This is a genomic window from Flagellimonas sp. S3867 (assembly GCF_014698935.1).
GTDB lineage: Bacteria > Bacteroidota > Bacteroidia > Flavobacteriales > Flavobacteriaceae > Flagellimonas.
The window spans coordinates 485,073-501,175 of sequence record NZ_JACVMN010000003.1; the positions used below are offsets into that span (position 1 = coordinate 485,073).

At 36.0% G+C, this 16,103-nt stretch carries 18 protein-coding genes; 2 read left to right on the forward strand and 16 right to left on the reverse strand.

Annotated elements, in window-relative coordinates:
• Positions 1-6: 6 nt before the first annotated feature.
• The 9 genes from IAG46_RS15575 to IAG46_RS15615 form a co-directional block, all read right to left on the reverse strand.
• Positions 7-498, reverse strand: coding sequence for a deiodinase-like protein (locus tag IAG46_RS15575; RefSeq protein ID WP_223826735.1), 492 nt, complete (start codon positions 496-498; stop codon positions 7-9).
• A 232-nt stretch (positions 499-730) separates the two neighbouring features.
• On the reverse strand, positions 731-1,174 hold the full coding sequence (locus IAG46_RS15580; protein WP_190811311.1) for an SRPBCC family protein: 444 nt from the start codon (positions 1,172-1,174) through the stop codon (positions 731-733).
• Positions 1,175-1,177: 3 nt separating this feature from the next.
• On the reverse strand, positions 1,178-2,428 hold the full coding sequence (locus IAG46_RS15585; protein ID WP_190811312.1) for a glycosyltransferase: 1,251 nt from the start codon (positions 2,426-2,428) through the stop codon (positions 1,178-1,180).
• 21 nt (positions 2,429-2,449) lie between these two features.
• Positions 2,450-3,127, reverse strand: coding sequence for an outer membrane beta-barrel protein (locus IAG46_RS15590; protein WP_190811313.1), 678 nt, complete (start codon positions 3,125-3,127; stop codon positions 2,450-2,452).
• Positions 3,128-3,475: 348 nt separating this feature from the next.
• Entirely contained in the window at positions 3,476-3,685 is a 210-nt protein-coding gene (locus tag IAG46_RS17860) for a DUF2834 domain-containing protein (protein ID WP_190811314.1), read from the reverse strand.
• Between the two features lie 101 nt (positions 3,686-3,786).
• Positions 3,787-5,007, reverse strand: a complete 1,221-nt coding sequence (locus tag IAG46_RS15600; RefSeq protein WP_190811315.1) for an alpha/beta fold hydrolase — start codon at positions 5,005-5,007, stop codon at positions 3,787-3,789.
• A gap of 173 nt (positions 5,008-5,180) precedes the next feature.
• Positions 5,181-6,335 (reverse strand): AraC family transcriptional regulator, encoded by a 1,155-nt coding sequence (locus IAG46_RS15605; protein WP_190811316.1) that lies wholly within the window; start codon positions 6,333-6,335, stop codon positions 5,181-5,183.
• A gap of 936 nt (positions 6,336-7,271) precedes the next feature.
• Positions 7,272-7,532, reverse strand: a complete 261-nt coding sequence (locus IAG46_RS15610; protein WP_190811317.1) for a hypothetical protein — start codon at positions 7,530-7,532, stop codon at positions 7,272-7,274.
• Positions 7,505-7,729 (reverse strand): hypothetical protein, encoded by a 225-nt coding sequence (locus tag IAG46_RS15615; protein WP_190811318.1) that lies wholly within the window; start codon positions 7,727-7,729, stop codon positions 7,505-7,507. Before IAG46_RS15615 ends, IAG46_RS15610 begins: the two co-directional genes overlap by 28 nt.
• Before the next feature lie 50 nt (positions 7,730-7,779).
• Between IAG46_RS15615 and IAG46_RS15620 the strand changes: the two genes are divergently transcribed.
• Positions 7,780-8,460, forward strand: a complete 681-nt coding sequence (locus IAG46_RS15620) for a hypothetical protein (protein ID WP_190811319.1) — start codon at positions 7,780-7,782, stop codon at positions 8,458-8,460.
• 121 nt (positions 8,461-8,581) lie between these two features.
• Here the strand turns inward: IAG46_RS15620 and IAG46_RS15625 are convergent, their stop codons facing one another.
• The 4 genes from IAG46_RS15625 to IAG46_RS15640 are packed head-to-tail and all read right to left on the reverse strand — an operon-like array spanning position 8,582 to position 12,106.
• Positions 8,582-9,460 (reverse strand): sterol desaturase family protein, encoded by an 879-nt coding sequence (locus IAG46_RS15625; RefSeq protein WP_190811320.1) that lies wholly within the window; start codon positions 9,458-9,460, stop codon positions 8,582-8,584.
• A 3-nt stretch (positions 9,461-9,463) separates the two neighbouring features.
• A complete protein-coding gene (locus IAG46_RS15630; protein ID WP_190811321.1) occupies positions 9,464-10,414 on the reverse strand; it encodes a sulfurtransferase in 951 nt (316 codons plus the stop codon).
• Entirely contained in the window at positions 10,398-10,886 is a 489-nt protein-coding gene (locus IAG46_RS15635; RefSeq protein ID WP_190811322.1) for a monoheme cytochrome C, read from the reverse strand. The genes IAG46_RS15630 and IAG46_RS15635 overlap by 17 nt, the downstream gene beginning before the upstream one ends.
• On the reverse strand, positions 10,886-12,106 hold the full coding sequence (locus tag IAG46_RS15640) for a sulfite oxidase (RefSeq protein ID WP_190811323.1): 1,221 nt from the start codon (positions 12,104-12,106) through the stop codon (positions 10,886-10,888). Before IAG46_RS15640 ends, IAG46_RS15635 begins: the two co-directional genes overlap by 1 nt.
• Before the next feature lie 337 nt (positions 12,107-12,443).
• Here IAG46_RS15640 and IAG46_RS15645 point away from each other — a divergent pair, with 337 nt between their 5' ends.
• On the forward strand, positions 12,444-13,754 hold the full coding sequence (locus tag IAG46_RS15645) for an OmpP1/FadL family transporter (RefSeq protein ID WP_190811324.1): 1,311 nt from the start codon (positions 12,444-12,446) through the stop codon (positions 13,752-13,754).
• An 84-nt stretch (positions 13,755-13,838) separates the two neighbouring features.
• Here IAG46_RS15645 and IAG46_RS15650 read toward each other — a convergent pair whose 3' ends face one another.
• Genes IAG46_RS15650 through IAG46_RS15660 form a run of 3 tightly spaced genes read right to left on the reverse strand, consistent with a single transcriptional unit; the run spans position 13,839 to position 15,945 of the window.
• On the reverse strand, positions 13,839-14,315 hold the full coding sequence (locus tag IAG46_RS15650; RefSeq protein WP_190811325.1) for a DsrE/DsrF/DrsH-like family protein: 477 nt from the start codon (positions 14,313-14,315) through the stop codon (positions 13,839-13,841).
• A 51-nt stretch (positions 14,316-14,366) separates the two neighbouring features.
• Positions 14,367-14,675, reverse strand: coding sequence for a TusE/DsrC/DsvC family sulfur relay protein (locus tag IAG46_RS15655; RefSeq protein WP_190811326.1), 309 nt, complete (start codon positions 14,673-14,675; stop codon positions 14,367-14,369).
• Positions 14,676-14,694: 19 nt separating this feature from the next.
• On the reverse strand, positions 14,695-15,945 hold the full coding sequence (locus IAG46_RS15660) for an NAD(P)/FAD-dependent oxidoreductase (protein ID WP_190811327.1): 1,251 nt from the start codon (positions 15,943-15,945) through the stop codon (positions 14,695-14,697).
• Positions 15,946-16,103 lie beyond the last annotated feature (158 nt).

Below are 16,103 nucleotides of genomic sequence, written 5' to 3' on the forward strand. Positions count from 1 at the left end.
GCATCTTTATAAGCCCAAGAATTCCTTTAATAAAATCCAAACTGCAATAGCCCCACCATGCGTTAGTGCTTTAATTGCTACCGCAGGATTAGGTTTTGTTGGTTCAAAATGTTCTTCAGTATATATTTTGTTATCATTTATACTGTTTAGCACTTTTTTTAATTTTGATATGTTATTCCAATCGCCTCTAAATAATACTATTCCTTCTGCATTAATTACATAAACCATATTAGGGTGTGATCCATAAGTTTTATGAAAAAGTCCATCAATAGAATCTACAAGCACCGTTCTATTATCGTTATAAAGTTTTTGAACTTTCCGTACTTCAATAATTTTGTCAGTCAATGATTCATGACTTTTAACTCTTTCTCCTGGATGTGCTTCTCTAACATAAACCATTAGAAAATTAACTTCAGGACACATTTCCCTAAAAATTTCCATTTTTGGCACGCATTTGACGTACATAGGACAAGTATTACTACCTGTTTCAATAACCATAGGCTTATAATTCAATGAAGAAAGAGGTGTTTTTACACCATCTAGACCATACAAATCAATACTATATATTTATCTCCGGCTTTGGGTCCATAAAAATTACGCATATCATAATATTCTGGTTTAAAGTTTTTGTAATTGTATTTGTTTTTTTTGTTTTCATCATTCGTACAAAATTGCATTTAACTGATTTTATGCTTTCGGACTTAATTTGTTAGACCATTATTATGATTAACTAGGTTGTCTTTTCACATTCAATTTTCAACATATCAACCCAATTTTGCATTCCCTTTTCTATGGCCATTTTTAATTGCCTTTTAAATAGTTTCGCCAAAAAGCCATTCATACTTTCCGACACATTAACTATTGTTCCCCCATCAATGTCTATTAATTTCCAATTATGTACGGCTAATAGACCAAGTGTTTTTCCTGCCCACCCAAAATTTTCAAAGGGTTCTATTGTATGAATGGTTGAATTGATTTTTGTTCCACCCGATCTCCAGATAAAAGTTGAATTCAACCCGAATTCTCCTTTTAATTTGGAACTGGTAACATCGCTTTGCCAAGTTGACCATTGGTCAATATTGATCAAAACTTCCCAAACATTTTCAGGAGAGGCATTTATTAAAACTATTTTGTTACTGACTACTGGCGCAGATATGTCTATGGTTTTGTTCATGGTTTAATTGACAATGAATTTGTATAATGAATCACTGTTTCTTTCTTCCATCATTTCTTCAGAAACTTGTTTTGCCCTTTCCTTGTAAACATTATTTTGGAAAAGGTCTAATAGCCGGGGTTCCAAATTCTGTCTGTTCATTTTCTTTATGGCTATTCCTTTTGGCCCGACCCCTAAGTTGTAAATAATATTCTGCCACAGAAATTGGTCTATGATATGAGGTATAATAAGGGAAGAACAACCATGTTTTAGCCCTAAGTGTGTAGTGCCCGCCCCACCATGATGAACCACAGCATGAACTTTAGGAAATACAGCATTATATGGGATGCCATGTACAAACTTTATCAATTCAGGATTGTATGATTCTGTTTCAATCAAACCGTTAGAAGCTGTATTGATAATTGCCGGAATATGATAGTCTTCTAAAAGGTTTACAATTAATCTTGTTTTTTCTTCGGGAGCCTCATTCACCATACTCCCAAAAGTGATAAAAAGCACCTTCTTATGTTTAGCAAAAAATGTTTCTAAATCATATGGAAGCTTGCTTTGTTTTTGAGGCTTCTCTGGATAACCCACTACTTGTACATTCTCTTTCCAATAATCTGGTCTTGGAATAATTGCAGGCGCAACAGTGAAAAGCATTGGAGTACTCGATAGTATTTTTTTTAGTTGCCTATGCCCTACATCGCGGTATCGCGGTATTTCATTCATTACTGACTTCACATTTCTTATGAATGCGAAATTCGCCAAGGTATATGTAATTCTGTTGAAAAATAGACCGTAATTCCTGTTGAAACCAATATGTCCATGATTCTTTGTGTAATGAATTAGGTAAGGTATTGGACTTACTAAAATTGTTTTTTGCATATTCTCAACGCTCCAAGCCAATGGATAGATGGATTTAATATTATAGATTACTTTGTCCGGGTTTATTTCTTGTATGAATTTATGTTGTTGCTTTATAAGGGTTTTATTGATGATTGATGATTTTTTATATAAATGGTAATAAGCTTTTGTTTTTTCCAAAATGGAAGCTTTGCCTCCCATGGCTATTTTACCGGCACGACTGTCCAATAGTTCAAGAAATTTGGAGTTCAACCCTAAGAACTCAATATCAGATTTTGTAACCATTTCCCTAAATTGTTCAGGAAAACAGCAAATAGTATTATGTCCTTTTTGCCGCAGCATTTCTGCGATTGTTAAAAAAGGTTCTATATCTCCACGGGTACCGACCGAAATAAGGAGTACTCTCATAGTTCAAAATTTATTGACAGCCTAAAATTGGTACACCAAACCTAAGATGAAATCGAATTTATCATCAACATCCATATTGATCTCTTCATCGTAATCATTACTAACTCGGCCAACCGCTGCCTTGATATTGAACTTTTTATAAACAGGTGTCTCTAATCCCATACCATATCGTAAAAATCGTTGCCCGTCTTCTTGATTAAAAGATGCTCCAAAGGTGTCCAGAATTGTAATGTCAAAGTTTCTTTTAGTTATACTGCCATAGGTATACACTAGTATATTTTTCTTTTTTCCAAGCACCAAACCTAAGTTAATTCCATAGCCAAATTGACTATTGTTTTCATACTCAATATCCAATTGATTTCTAGAGTCAGTTTGTGTCAAACCGCCATCGGTAATTCCAAATTGAAGTTCAGCTCCAACTAATAATCTATCATTTAACAGCTGCATTCTATATCCCGAAGAAAGTTCAATAACAAACCCCGATTTTTGACCAAGCACATCTAGATTGTCAATGAAGGCCCCACCAAATATGTTCTGTGAGCCAAAGCTCAGCCCTACGTGGAATCCATCAAAATATTTATGTATATCTGATTTTCCCTCTTGATTTTGGGCTACTGAAATAGAAGCAGAAAAAACTATCAATAACAAGCTTGCACGCTTGAATGTTAACTTTCCGTATTTAATTAATTTTAGATTCATGATTTTTATTTTTAGTGATTGTTGGACAAAAATTGTCATATATAATCTATAAAATGCTTCAAGTGATAAGTTGAGACATATTAAATATCAAACATCAATTGGTCAAAAAGCAAGAGAATTTAGTTTGGTGTAATTATGTACAGTGCTACATTGGATTGGTTTTAAGAAGTTTGGAGCTTGGGTAAATGCAGAGTACAGAAACTGCATGTACAAAGAACATATAACGGAGGAGGTACTATTCATGCCTTCCCTCTTTGTTGATTTGAGATTCTTTAAGAAAATGAAATAAAGGAAAACCTCCTGCCAAACCAAATAACAAAGTAAACAACCAAATGAAGTATAGATATTTTAGATTGAACTTTTTGCTTGATGATAAGACCAAATAAAAAAGACTAGGACCGTAAAGAAAAGATCAATCGCAAATATTGAGGATATACTGTTTGCAAACATTCCGTTCAGAGTTGCTAGAGGGTCTGCATAAAGTAAGATATTACCCATGTCGATGGATTCTATGATAACCAATATTGTTGGTAAAATGAATCCTATTATGGTCAGCAATAAATATATTGTTTTTTTAATTTCTTTCTTATTTCTTAATGAACTGTACTTATAATTAAATTTATAAAATAGAAGAGAGATATACTTTTTTAATCATAATTCTATCTTAAAGACTCAAACAATTCAAATACATCGTTGATATAAAGTATTCCAGTAGTAAAGTGATCTTCACCTTCATAAATGACCCTATCAACATTTGCACTATCAGTTGAAAGATTTTCATATGCCGTTTCGGAATTTAATGGGAATACTAAATTATCATCTGTACCATAGAAAAATGTAATAGGGTAATTTGGAGTCCAATTGAAAACATCATTATCGCTTATGATATTCAAGAACTCAATATCTGAACCGTTGACCAATCCATTTCTAAATTCTTCTGTGTACAGGTCTTGAGGATTTTTAGAAATGTCCGTACTAAAAAAATCAAATGGGTGGCTTACGTCCTCAATGATAGTAGCGTATGGCTCATTAATATAATCACTCCAATCACGGTTTAAATTATATATCCTATCATAGGAATCAAAAACCCACATTGCCAGGCCAGGATAATTGTAATCTTCATTTAGCAACATCATTTCCTGAAAGAAAGCAGAACTATTATAAACGCCAGACGCAGGTGCGCTCATTGTTACTTCCAAAATTGAATTTTCCTCAATATGTTTTTGCAAAGCCAAGGTGGCAAACCCTCCTTCGGAGTAACCGGTTATAAACAGTTTATCATTTATAATTAGATTGTCTACAAAATTAAGTCCTTCCTTTACTGCCCTTATCATATCATAAGATGTACTTCCTAAAGTTTTTCTATGCTGAAAAGGGTGTGGGTAATTCCTAGAAACGCCATACCCCAAATAATCAGGCATTATTACCGCATAATTGGCTGAAGCTAACGTCATTGCAAAAAGAGTGGCAAGTTTTTCAGTATTGTAGCTCGAAGGAGCGTCATCATCAGTAAGTAGTGTCCCATGCTGATAGGATACCAAAGGAAGGTCAACGCTGTTTTTAGGTATAATCACTAGCCCAGAGACTATAATATTGTTTCCATCAACATCTATGGTATTATAAGTGATTTTATAAACTTTTATGTCTTTTAGTTGTCTACTAGTGATAATTGGTGTTAGTCCAGGTTCATTTTGACTTACCAAATTTCTAATTTGATTCTCCGATACGGTTGCCAATAACTCCCAACTTTGAAGGTCTTCAAACTTAGGTCCAATTGTCACCACCTCATCAACATCAACTTCGACACTACAACTTGTAATACTCAATAAGACAGTTACTATTAAAATGACCAAGTGTGCTATTAATCTAATTTTATTCATGATTGCATTTATTTTATGGTTATAAGTTGCAAATATGAAAGAGAGGTAACTATGAAATGCTTCAAACGGTAAGTTGATACCTATTGTTCAGTATGAAAAAGGCTTATCCTATAAATTGAGTCTTTGAATTAAGTAGATAATGGGGGAGGGGTATTCTTTGAGGTAATTTTGTTTTAAAATTGTGACTTTTGAAATTCTTTTGGAGATTGCCCCACATAACCTTTGAATATTCTATTTAAACTGGCCTTGGAGTTAAAACCACTTTCAATTCCCAATGCTAAAATGGTGTATTTTCGGTTTTTGGGATTAGAAAGTAAATTTTTAAAATGCTCAACCCGATAATGGTTTACATAATCGTAAAACGATTTCTTTGATATAGTATTAATTGTTTGGGATACTTTATGAGTGGTAACTCCCAATTGTGTAGCAATTTCATCGATTTTCAGTTGCGGCTCTAAATAAATTTCATCAATTTCAAAAAACCTTTTAATCGCTATATGTAAGTTATTCATTTCATCCTCGGAAAGTGATGAAGATTTATATTTAGAGGTAGAATGAGCTATGTTTTTTTTCTCTGATTTATCTCTAATGCTTAAGTCTGTTCCATTTTGTTTTAAGTAGTTCTCATACTCCGTTAAAGTATATTGTCTAATACCATTGTAACATAAATAAAATAAAGAAATTATAATAGAAGCATAAACAATCAAATAAAGGGCGTCCAGACTACCTATATGCAAAAAACTAAAAGCTAAAGATAGTAACAAGATTGAGAGGTTATTTATAAAATAAACCCATGTAAAATTCCGCAGCCAAGTCAAGCTAATGGTTTCAATATAGGAATAATCATTCTTTAGATTTTTACGATATTCCTTCAATTTTTTCAAATACCACAGTAGAGCAAAGAACACAAAAATATTACCTCCCCTATAAAAAAATTGATAAAATAAAGAGGGTGTTTTATGTTGAATTTCCAATTTATCACCATTATAATTAGTCAAAAAAGTAAAGTCAACGAAAATAAAAATAGTGAAGGCTATTGCGAAAGAACCAAACCACCACCATTTTTTCTTTAATTTATTATCATCACTTATAAGGAGCATTGAATAAGTTAGAAAAGCAGGGACGATATAAAAACTTGGTAATTTTTCTAGAATAAAATTGAAATCATTAAGCCCATTACTAATCCATAAATTACTTATAAAAATAGTGCTGATGAGGATTATTGTAAGAATAAGCATATAGTCGCTTAACACCTTCCCTTTTTTTTGAATGATGAATAAAAGGAAAATGGCAAGAATACCGATACCGATGATATTGATGAAAATCATAGTATATACTCTATTTGCATGGAAATTTTAAAATCAATTAAAGGGATTTTGGTTATAAATAAGTTTTAAAGAATACCCATTACACTTTTAAATATAGCCAATATGTCTAAAGGTTTGATGTAAATAGGTATTAGCCCTTAAAAATAACACTATTGAGACTGTGGTTTGCTTTTTCTTTTTTCCGTTCGATCAACCGTTTTATGGAATTATGCTTTGAATAGGAAAAAAGTTGGACTCTCAAAAAATGACTATTTACTTGAAAAATTAGTTCCACAAAAAGAACCTTTTTCGGAGCTTTTAATCCTTTAGGTAAGTAGTAATAAACCCCACCTTTATCCATACTAATTCTGTTACAAACTTTCTTTCTTTAGATGGACTGGCCTTATTGCTTTCGAACTGGAAAAAAATGGTTAAATTTAGGGTCAAATAAGTTCATTTAAAATCCAAGTGCGATCCGGCTGGCATTTCGGTGCGCACCTAGAATTAATAAAGTTATAACTTTCTGAATATCAGATGGATAATTGAGGTATAACGACCCCTCCGTGGTCACGAATAAACCAAAATGCTTCGCGTCAAATCAAGTTTACTTGATTTTGTTAGTGGAGCTTTTTGATTTTAAAAACGGAGCTTTGTATGGATATTAAATCCCTCCGTGGTCACTAAAATAAAAATTAATCAAGCTATCTTTACTTTTTACTGATTTTCAATCACTTGGAAATGTAATTTTCTTACCCCGTGGAGAATATTTTTTTGAAGTCAATGCATTAGGTTTGACGATCGGTAAGAGTTAGTTTTTGCCCCATGGGTTATTTCTGTAAATGGAATCATGGTGTGGCATTTTTAGGATTAACTTTTATGTAATTAGTCTACTCCTGTTCTTGATTTTCTGAAGCAATAGGTTTATTTTCTTCAACTGTTCGTATTCATCCTTAGGAATCATTTCCATATTGATTTTATAATTGGATTTAAGCGTGACTTAATTGCCCCCAACCGATTTAAATGATATTCCCCATATTCATTCTTAAAATCAATATCATACCTATCAATATCCAGTATTTCTATATCATTTGGAAATTTTAATATTGCCATCAAATAATCTGAATAGCCATAATCTAGATTGTAATTTGGATGGGTAGATTCCTGATTACTTTCAAATTGATTATGCTGAATCAATTTGTCCAGTGTAATACTGACCATCTGATTATTAAAAAAACACCATTCAAAAAGCCTGCAGCATTCATTGTATAACTAAAAGGTTTGGCGACCATAAATTTGGCACCGGTAATTGTATCGATTTCTATCAGGTCTTCGTCTCCCTTAAATTCATCCAATGCCTCATAAAAATCACTAGCTTCTTCGTCTTGTGCCAGTAGCTCAAAAATGATGTTGATCATTTCACAAAACATTGTTTCTAAATACTTTCGGAACGAAATATTGAAAAATTATGAAAAAAGATTTTGAAACTAAGTTTACGGGTTGGACATTTATTGTTGCTGCAGCACTGCTTTGGGGTGGATGGTTTTTATCTCCACATCATGTAGGGGAGTATTTAGTTGCCTCGGACTTTACCGCAATTGGAGAGGATTTATGGTATTGGATTTGGATGTATAGAATTCATATTTTTGGATGGGTCACCATGGCAATAGCTTTGTTTGCCCTTGTATCAATAACATTTAAAAAACCGTATCGAACTCTAATATTACCTGGTGCAGGGATGGTAGTGGCAGGAACTTTCACCTTGGCCATTGCGTCTGCATTCTATTATAACTTCGGTGCCTGGGGTGTTGGCCTTACCGCTGGCAAGTCCGTTGCAGAAATTCAAGAGTTTATGGATAAAATCCTTTATACGAACCAGTATGTTACATGTTTTGTGCGCTTTGGGCGTGTTTTTTCAGGAGTTGGTCTAGTATTGTTGGGCTTGGGATTTGTGAAATGGAAAATTATCTCTGGATGGCTAAGTTGGTTTACGGTTCTATTGGGTCTTGCGGCCATGGGAATTGTTATGGGTATACCCGACAACTTCGAAATTTACAAACCAATTTTTCATATCAAAGCTGTTTGGTTGATGGTTATGGGAATATTCATATTGCGCCAAGGAATAAAACTTCCAGAACCCAAAACTTGATGTCACTATTAATCAAGGATTCAAATTTTTGTTAGCAAATACCAACCTCTTATTGGCTTGTATTTGCTAACATTAAAATGTATTGTCCCTCAAAATTAAATCGCCATGTAGGGTTTCCGAATTATAACTTTTTAGATTTTCTAAACCCATATATTTCTTGATGGATAAAATCCTGGGGAAAGTTCTTGTCTCCCGGAAAGCCTAACTCAATAGTGCCGCTGTCCTCAGGAATATAGTTGGTCTTAAAAATGTAGTCCCAAAGACTAAGGCTAATGCCAAAATTAACTCCATATGAACCTTTTGGAAGTACATAGCTATGATGATACAGGTGCATTACTGGGTTATTGAAAATATACTTTAGAGGTCCCCAGGTAATTTTAATGTTGGCATGATTAAGATGTCCTATGGCTATGGCTGCAAAATGAACAACATAGGCCTGTTCGGGTTCAAAACCTCCTAATATCATGACGCCAAAAACCTTTAAGGGTTTGTAGAGAATATTTTCCATCCAATGATAACGGAGATGAGCTGCAAATCCCATTTCCTTGACTGAGTGGTGTACCTTGTGAAAATTCCATAAAAAACGATATTTATGGAGTAAAACATGCGTAAACCATTGTACAAAATCGAGGACGATAAAAAAGAACAACAATTGCAACCACATGGGCATCGTTGTAAGATCTACGATGGCTAGACTCTTGGCAGTAACCCCAATATCCAAAAAGAAAACTTCCAACAATTTGTAAAAACCACTGATAACTATGGCGAAAATGAAAAAATTGAAATACATATAGAAAGCATCCAACCAAAAATCTCTTCTAAAGATAGACTGTTCCTTTCGCCATGGAAACAGAATTTCCAATATCCATACCACTAATGAAATGGCCGTAAGGCCCCAAACATAATTTGTGTACCACGGAACCTCAAACAAAATGGATTTCCAGGTCCATTCCAAGCTGCCCATAAAGGAAGCTCCAAATGCTTCTAAATACTTTTCCATAATTTATTTATTTACTATTGTTATACTGTCTTTTACAAAAGGTAATTCATCAAACTGGCTCCATTGCGTCCAGGAACCATCATAGTTTCTCACATTTTCATAGCCCAATAATTCGGTCAAAACAAAAGCTGTATTTGCGGATCTTACACCGGTGTGGCAATACACAATGATGGTATCATCTTTGGATGCTTCCATTTTGCCATAAACAGCTTCCAATTCAGCGAAAGTTTTAAACTTCTTTGTTCCTTCATAATCAATTGCGTTTGCCCAATCAATAGATATACTTTTTGGTATTCTTCCAGCCTTGGCGGCCCCTTTCTTTCTTCTTTTTCCGCTAAATTCATCTTCGCTTCTGGCATCTAGGATGATAACATTGTTGTTTGAATTTATTATTTCAAAAAGTTCATCCTTGCCTGTCCATACATCCAAAGTCTTTTTAACTGGAAGCCTAAAAGTTGACCGTTCTCTATTGTTAATTTTGGAACTGATATTTCCTCCTGCCTTTATCCAAGCATCTAGTCCTCCGTTCAATAATTTGATCGAATCAAAACCATAATACTTCAATAGCCACCATAACCGTGCTGCGTCACTGGAGCCTTTGTCGCCATAGACCACTAAAATATCATTGTTGTTAATTCCCAATTTGCTAAAAAGTGTCTCGATTTGCTCTTTTCTTGCCACCATTCCACTATATGGGTAAGAGGCGTCTTCTACATCAGTTCGCCAAATATTTAAGGCACCTTCAATATGGCCTTTTATATATTCTTCGTCTTTTCTAAAATCGATTATTACAACTTTTTCAAGCCAATCCATTTTCAGCAGTTCCTTTGCTTCAATAATATGTTCGACACTTGCATAGGTTTTTGTATCTGCTAGGGGATTGTCCTTGTCTCTTTTGCATGACAGTGCAACAGATATGAATAAAATGAGCCATATGTTATTCTTGAAGCTCATACCACTCAATATTTGTCAATATCCCCCTTCTTCCCTTTTTCTTGGCTGGATAGTTAATGACCAGATAATTGATTATGATGTCCTCATTGTTACCCAGATCCCACAAATTTTGGGTCTCCTGCATCCATCTTATGGTAGCTATCCAGCGTTCTTTGTCCATCCTATTTTGGGTAACCAATTTAGCTGAATGGCAATTGGTACAATTATTCACCACCTCCATCAACCCTTCGGCCTCCACAAGACCTGTACGTACATGAATGCCATTCTCAATTTTATCAAAGTCTTCGTCGCTATCGATAAGTGGGACAGTTACATATTCTTCAGTAGGGGCAGCAGGGTTAAAGGCAGAAAGCGTTGGATCCACCATCAGGTAAACGAGTATGGCTGCCATAACACCAAATACAACAAATATTACCGTCATTAACCGAGATACCTGCTTTATCGCTTTTCTAACGTTTTCCGAATTATCCATCAACTTACTTTAATTGCGATTCGGTGACATGCATTGTTCAAATAGCCCTTTGGATTCCAACCTGGCAAAACCATGGGTTGGGACACACCGTGTTGGTCGGTAGCCCTGGCCCATACTTCGTAATAGCCTTTTTTCGGGAATTCTATACTGGCTGAAAAATGCTGCCATGCCAAACGACTCACAGGTTTTTCTATGGGACAGGTGGCCCATGTAGACCCAAAATCGATAGAATATTCCATTTTGAAGACCTCCAGCTCTCCTGCCCAGGCATGTCCCCTAATATTCAGTTTTTTTCCTTGTTGTATTGTGGCCCCTGATTTAGGATAGGTAATCAATGATTTTACAGGCATTGATTCGATGATGCACATATCCTCATCTTTTACTTTTTCACCTGGCGCCACCGGATTACACGGAACTCGATAGGCTGTTCCTGTCATTTTTGCTCCGTCGTGGACTTTGTTGCGCACACTAATCCGGTTAACCCACTTACCTGAGACCGAAGCTGGCCAACCACCTGCTACCAATCGCAGTGGGAAACCATGTGCCAATGGAATATCCTTTCCGTTCATTTTGAATGCCAAAAGTGTTTCCTCCTGCATTGCCTTAGACATAGGAGCACCTCGTGAAATAGGTTCCTTATTTGGGTCCCTGCTCAAATGGACATCGGCAGCATGATAGCCTATGTAAATGGCATCGTCTGCTATATCCACATCGGCAAGCACATCCCTAAGTCTTATCCCTGTCCATGTGGCACAGGAAACGGCACCCACGGTCCATTGGTTTCCTTTAGCAGGCGGATTAAATTCGCTACGGCCATTGCCACCACATTCCAATGTAAGTTGATAGGTATATTGTGGGAATTTTGACTTTATTTCAGCAAGTGTAAATGTTTTCTTTTGCTTTACGGATTCTCCTTCAATGGTCAAAGTCCATTTATCTGCTTCGATATTTTCTGGAATTAATCCGTTGTTGCGAATGAACATATACTTGTTTGGGGTAATCTTATCATCCAATAAATGGGCTTGGGCCTCAATATTCCATGGCTTGTCGTTTAGGACAACCATTTCCTTATTCTTATTGAACATCTTAAACGGATCCGGATCTTGAAGTGCCAAAGGCATATAACCTTGTGGCATGGATGAACCAAAAACTATCTCTGTGCCAATGATTGCTGTCATTGAACCCAGCATGGTATGCTTAACAAAGTTTCTTCGTTTCATTTGCTTTTATTTAAAAAACCAATATGATACTAAGTTATTTTTTTTTCTAACTCTCTCAGGTGATATGAGTCACTTTTGAAAAATAAGTGAACGTATCTAAAAACAAATAGCATATGAATAAATTGGCAAGGGTCTAACCAAAGTAATCTTCTATATTATCGGAAGACCCGAATTTAGTATAAAAGTATGTTCCTTCCCATTTTTGAACAATGACTTTAATCATCCTTATTTGTCTAAATATCAGATACTTTAGCTATTAAAATCAGCATATCTCTAACCTGCGATTTCATAATAGCTACGGCATTGTTTTATGTTCAAAAATTAAAACTATAAAATCATGAGAAACAACTATTTAAATTTTTTGGTTTTGCTCTTTTCAACGGCCATGTTTTCACAAGCAGGCCACATTATGCAGGGTGTTGGGTCGGTAAACATGTCAATGGGTGGTGCTGCCACAGCACAACCTTTGGATATCTCTGGTGCCTTGCATTGGAACCCAGCCACAATTTCGGCTTTTGATGAAACCACTTTGAAATTTGATATTGGATTCTTCTTTTCTTCACCAGAATTGCGTTCAACAGTTCCTGAATTTGATACTGGTGGACAGCCAACAGGTAATTTTTTCAGTGGTGTTACAGAAGATGACCGGGGTGTTTCTCCACTTCCGGCGCTAGCATTTGTCTGGAGCAAGGAAGGCAGTAAGCATACTTTCGGCGCTTCGGCATTTGGAATCAGCGGTTTTGGGGTCACTTTTCCAGAAAGTACTACCAATCCCATAAATTTGCCCCAAAATCAAGGAGGTTTTGGCAGAATTGAATCTGATTATTCCTTGTTGCAAGTTGGCTTTACATGGGCCTATGAATTGTCAGACAAGTTCTCGATAGGTTTACAACCTACGGCAAACTATGCCTCTTTGGAATTGATTCCGAATCCAACGGCAAATCCAAATCAATCTGGATATCCTTCCACTGACAATGCCTCAGCAATCGGTTTTGGAGGGCAGGTTGGTTTGTTCTTTGATTCTGGTTCGGGGTTCAAAGTAGGGGCTTCGTACAAAACATCCCAGTACTTTGGTGATTTTGAATTGGACAATACTTATCTGGATGGTTCTACTGCAACCAATGAGTTTAATATAGACTATCCCGCGATATTATCATTGGGTTTAGGATATTCTTTGGGCAATGTTGATATGGCCGTGGATTATAGATTTGTGGATTATGAAAATACTGATGGTTTTTCGGAAACAGGGTGGACACCAACTGCCTCAGTGTCCGGATTTGGTTGGGAGAATATCAATATCATTTCTGCTGGTATACAATATAAAGGTGTCGACAAATTGCCCATTCGTGTTGGCTACACCTATAGCTCTAACCCGATTAACGATGATGTAGCTTTTTTTAATATCCCAGCAACGGCGATCATCAAAAATGCATTTCAGCTAGGTTTGACCTATGAAGCAAGTGAGAGGTTTTCTTTGGATGCTGTATTTCATTATGGAGATAGTGGTGATGCTACTTCCGGACCTGTGCTAAACCCACAGTTTATGCCAAACTTTCCTCCGTATGGTGCTATACCCGGTAGTGAGATTTCTTATGACATGACCACTTCAATGATCATGGTTGGTGCTAGTTACACCTTTATAAAGTAAAGGGATGTAACAGTATGGTATAACAAAAAGGAAAGGCGATATCTCGTATAGATATCGCCTTTTTAAGGTCTTGTTCTGAACCTTCTAGATAAATAGCAAGTGCGTTCCCTCTTGATCTGCTCTGCTATAAAAGTCACCAATAGTTATAACACCATCCAATTCATCAATCAAATCTTCCTCTTCTAAGTGAAACATATCAACCGCTAATTTACAGCCCCATAGTTTACATCCTGAATCTGATAAAATTTCTAAAAACTCACCTACTGGTGGCATATCCAATTTCTCCATTTCCTTTTTCATCATCTTTGTGGCAAGGGCCTCAACACCTGGTAATCCACCCAACATAGTTGGCATGTGCATTGCGGGGTTGCCCACTGTTGCAACTCGTAGGTGCTCCAATTTTTTCTTCTGTATGGCCTCTAGACCAAAAAATGTGAAAAATATCTCCGATTCAATACCTTCCATTCTAGCTCCGTTAGCCATAACAAACGCAGCGTACGCATTTTCAATGGTTCCTTTTGAAAGAATGAAAAGCATTTTTTTGACTTTGGTACCGCTCATAATCTTAGTATTTAATAATTATCTGTTTTTTGTATTGATAGCCTTAAAATTTTAGATACAACTTTTAGGCTTTGGTATTCCGGCAATCATGGTCGCTTTCTTGAGTGGGCCACCCGGGAAAAGGCTGTAAAACTCCTTAATGTTTATAACCCCACTTTTTTTGATGCCCCTAATGGATAAAGGTTCTTCATTATTGTACTTTTCATGGATATAGTTGATGACTTCCCAATGTCTGTCGTTCATGCATATGCCATTTTCGTCTGCGATACATTCGCCAATCTCTTTAGTCCATTGGCTGAAATTGGTCAGATACCCTTCTTCGTTCACTTCAATTTCCGTATGTGCTATTAGCTTTCTCATGTTATTGGAATTTATACTTTTAATTATTATTTATTTCCTCTAATTGTTTTCCCTTGGTTGACATGGTGGCCGATACAAAAGGGATATGTATACCTTTGATGAGCATGTTCCAATACACCCATCTGAAGGCCATTTTACCCATATGGTTTGTTCTACTTTCCTTTAACAGCTGTAGCGGTCCAACCCCTGGAAAAGGGAATGTTCCTTCAACAGGTTCATGGGTATAGTTGAAATCAATCAACAGGGCTTTACCATTACCGGTCTCTATAAAGCAGTTGGCATGGCCATCAAATTCTTCCTTCAAGGATTCCCCATTGATATATCTTATAATATTCTCCGTCAGAATTTCTGCTTCAAAATGTGCAACAGAACCTGCTTTTGAAGCGGGCAGGTTGGTGGCATCACCAATGGCAAAAATGTTTTCATGAGCAAGGGTCTGCAAGGATGCTTTGTTCGTGGGCACAAAGTTTAGATCATCACCCATGCCAGAACGTTCAATCAGTGCGTCGCCCATGTTTGTGGGAACCGTTACCAGCAAATCATAATCCACTTCGGTATCACCGTAATCTATAATCTTGTTGTTTTCATAATCGACACGTTCAATATTGAAGTCGGTTACTTCCTTAATGCCTTTTTCTTCTAGAAGATAATGAAGGGCCTTTGTGGCCTTTGGTTTAGTAAATGCACCACCAAGTGGGGTTACAAACGTAATGTCCACTTTATCACGCATTCCTTTATTCTTGAAGAATGAATCGGCCAAGAAGGCAAATTCCAATGGTGCAACAGGACATTTTATGGGCATCTCGGTAATATGGACCACTAGTTTGCCCCCTTCCCATTCCCTTAATTTATTTCGTAGGGCTTTAGCGCCGTCATATGTATAAAAATCAAAGATGTTTTTTTGCCATTTAGGGCCTTTCATACCTTCAATTTCCTCAGGAACAATATCGGTGCCTGTTGCAATAATAAGTATGTCGTATGGTAGTTGCCCGCCCTTTTCCAACTGAACGATATTCTTTTCTGGCTCAATCAATTCAATTTTTTCTTGAATGTAATTAACTCCCTTGGGAATAAATTTTGTGCCATTTTTCTTTACCTGCTTGGTCGTATAAATATCAAAAGGAAGAAATAAAAACCCTGGTTGATAATAGTGCGTTTTATATTGGTCAACGATCGTAATATTCCATTCCTTTTTGGGGAGTTTTCTAATGAGATGGTTTGCCATCATCGTTCCTGAAGTCCCTGCACCCAATATGACCAAATTTTTCATCTTTCTTTAATTTTGTTTATCCTTCTTTTTACAGCAATAAAGATATTTGATGAGCACCTCAGAGGGTATGACGATTGTCATATTTTTGAAAAAGTTTGGTAACTTAAATTGTATAATGTGTTGTTTTTTAATGCTTTGGAAGCATGGGTGTTGGTGTT

What these genes read in the sequence shown, in the direction of transcription:
- IAG46_RS15645 (WP_190811324.1), top strand. Translation starts at nt 12,444, where the DNA reads ATGAGAAACAACTATTTAAATTTTTTGGTTTTGCTCTTTTCAACGGCC.
- IAG46_RS15620 (WP_190811319.1), top strand. Translation starts at nt 7,780, where the DNA reads ATGAAAAAAGATTTTGAAACTAAGTTTACGGGTTGGACATTTATTGTT.
- IAG46_RS15625 (WP_190811320.1), bottom strand. Translation starts at nt 9,460, where the DNA reads ATGGAAAAGTATTTAGAAGCATTTGGAGCTTCCTTTATGGGCAGCTTG.
- IAG46_RS15605 (WP_190811316.1), bottom strand. Translation starts at nt 6,335, where the DNA reads ATGATTTTCATCAATATCATCGGTATCGGTATTCTTGCCATTTTCCTT.
- IAG46_RS15640 (WP_190811323.1), bottom strand. Translation starts at nt 12,106, where the DNA reads ATGAAACGAAGAAACTTTGTTAAGCATACCATGCTGGGTTCAATGACA.
- IAG46_RS15655 (WP_190811326.1), bottom strand. Translation starts at nt 14,675, where the DNA reads ATGAGAAAGCTAATAGCACATACGGAAATTGAAGTGAACGAAGAAGGG.
- IAG46_RS15575 (WP_223826735.1), bottom strand. Translation starts at nt 498, where the DNA reads ATGGTTATTGAAACAGGTAGTAATACTTGTCCTATGTACGTCAAATGC.
- IAG46_RS15635 (WP_190811322.1), bottom strand. Translation starts at nt 10,886, where the DNA reads ATGGATAATTCGGAAAACGTTAGAAAAGCGATAAAGCAGGTATCTCGG.
- IAG46_RS15615 (WP_190811318.1), bottom strand. Translation starts at nt 7,729, where the DNA reads ATGATCAACATCATTTTTGAGCTACTGGCACAAGACGAAGAAGCTAGT.
- IAG46_RS15650 (WP_190811325.1), bottom strand. Translation starts at nt 14,315, where the DNA reads ATGAGCGGTACCAAAGTCAAAAAAATGCTTTTCATTCTTTCAAAAGGA.
- IAG46_RS15580 (WP_190811311.1), bottom strand. Translation starts at nt 1,174, where the DNA reads ATGAACAAAACCATAGACATATCTGCGCCAGTAGTCAGTAACAAAATA.
- IAG46_RS15610 (WP_190811317.1), bottom strand. Translation starts at nt 7,532, where the DNA reads ATGGTCAGTATTACACTGGACAAATTGATTCAGCATAATCAATTTGAA.
- IAG46_RS15630 (WP_190811321.1), bottom strand. Translation starts at nt 10,414, where the DNA reads ATGAGCTTCAAGAATAACATATGGCTCATTTTATTCATATCTGTTGCA.
- IAG46_RS15660 (WP_190811327.1), bottom strand. Translation starts at nt 15,945, where the DNA reads ATGAAAAATTTGGTCATATTGGGTGCAGGGACTTCAGGAACGATGATG.
- IAG46_RS15585 (WP_190811312.1), bottom strand. Translation starts at nt 2,428, where the DNA reads ATGAGAGTACTCCTTATTTCGGTCGGTACCCGTGGAGATATAGAACCT.
- IAG46_RS15590 (WP_190811313.1), bottom strand. Translation starts at nt 3,127, where the DNA reads ATGAATCTAAAATTAATTAAATACGGAAAGTTAACATTCAAGCGTGCA.
- IAG46_RS15600 (WP_190811315.1), bottom strand. Translation starts at nt 5,007, where the DNA reads ATGAATAAAATTAGATTAATAGCACACTTGGTCATTTTAATAGTAACT.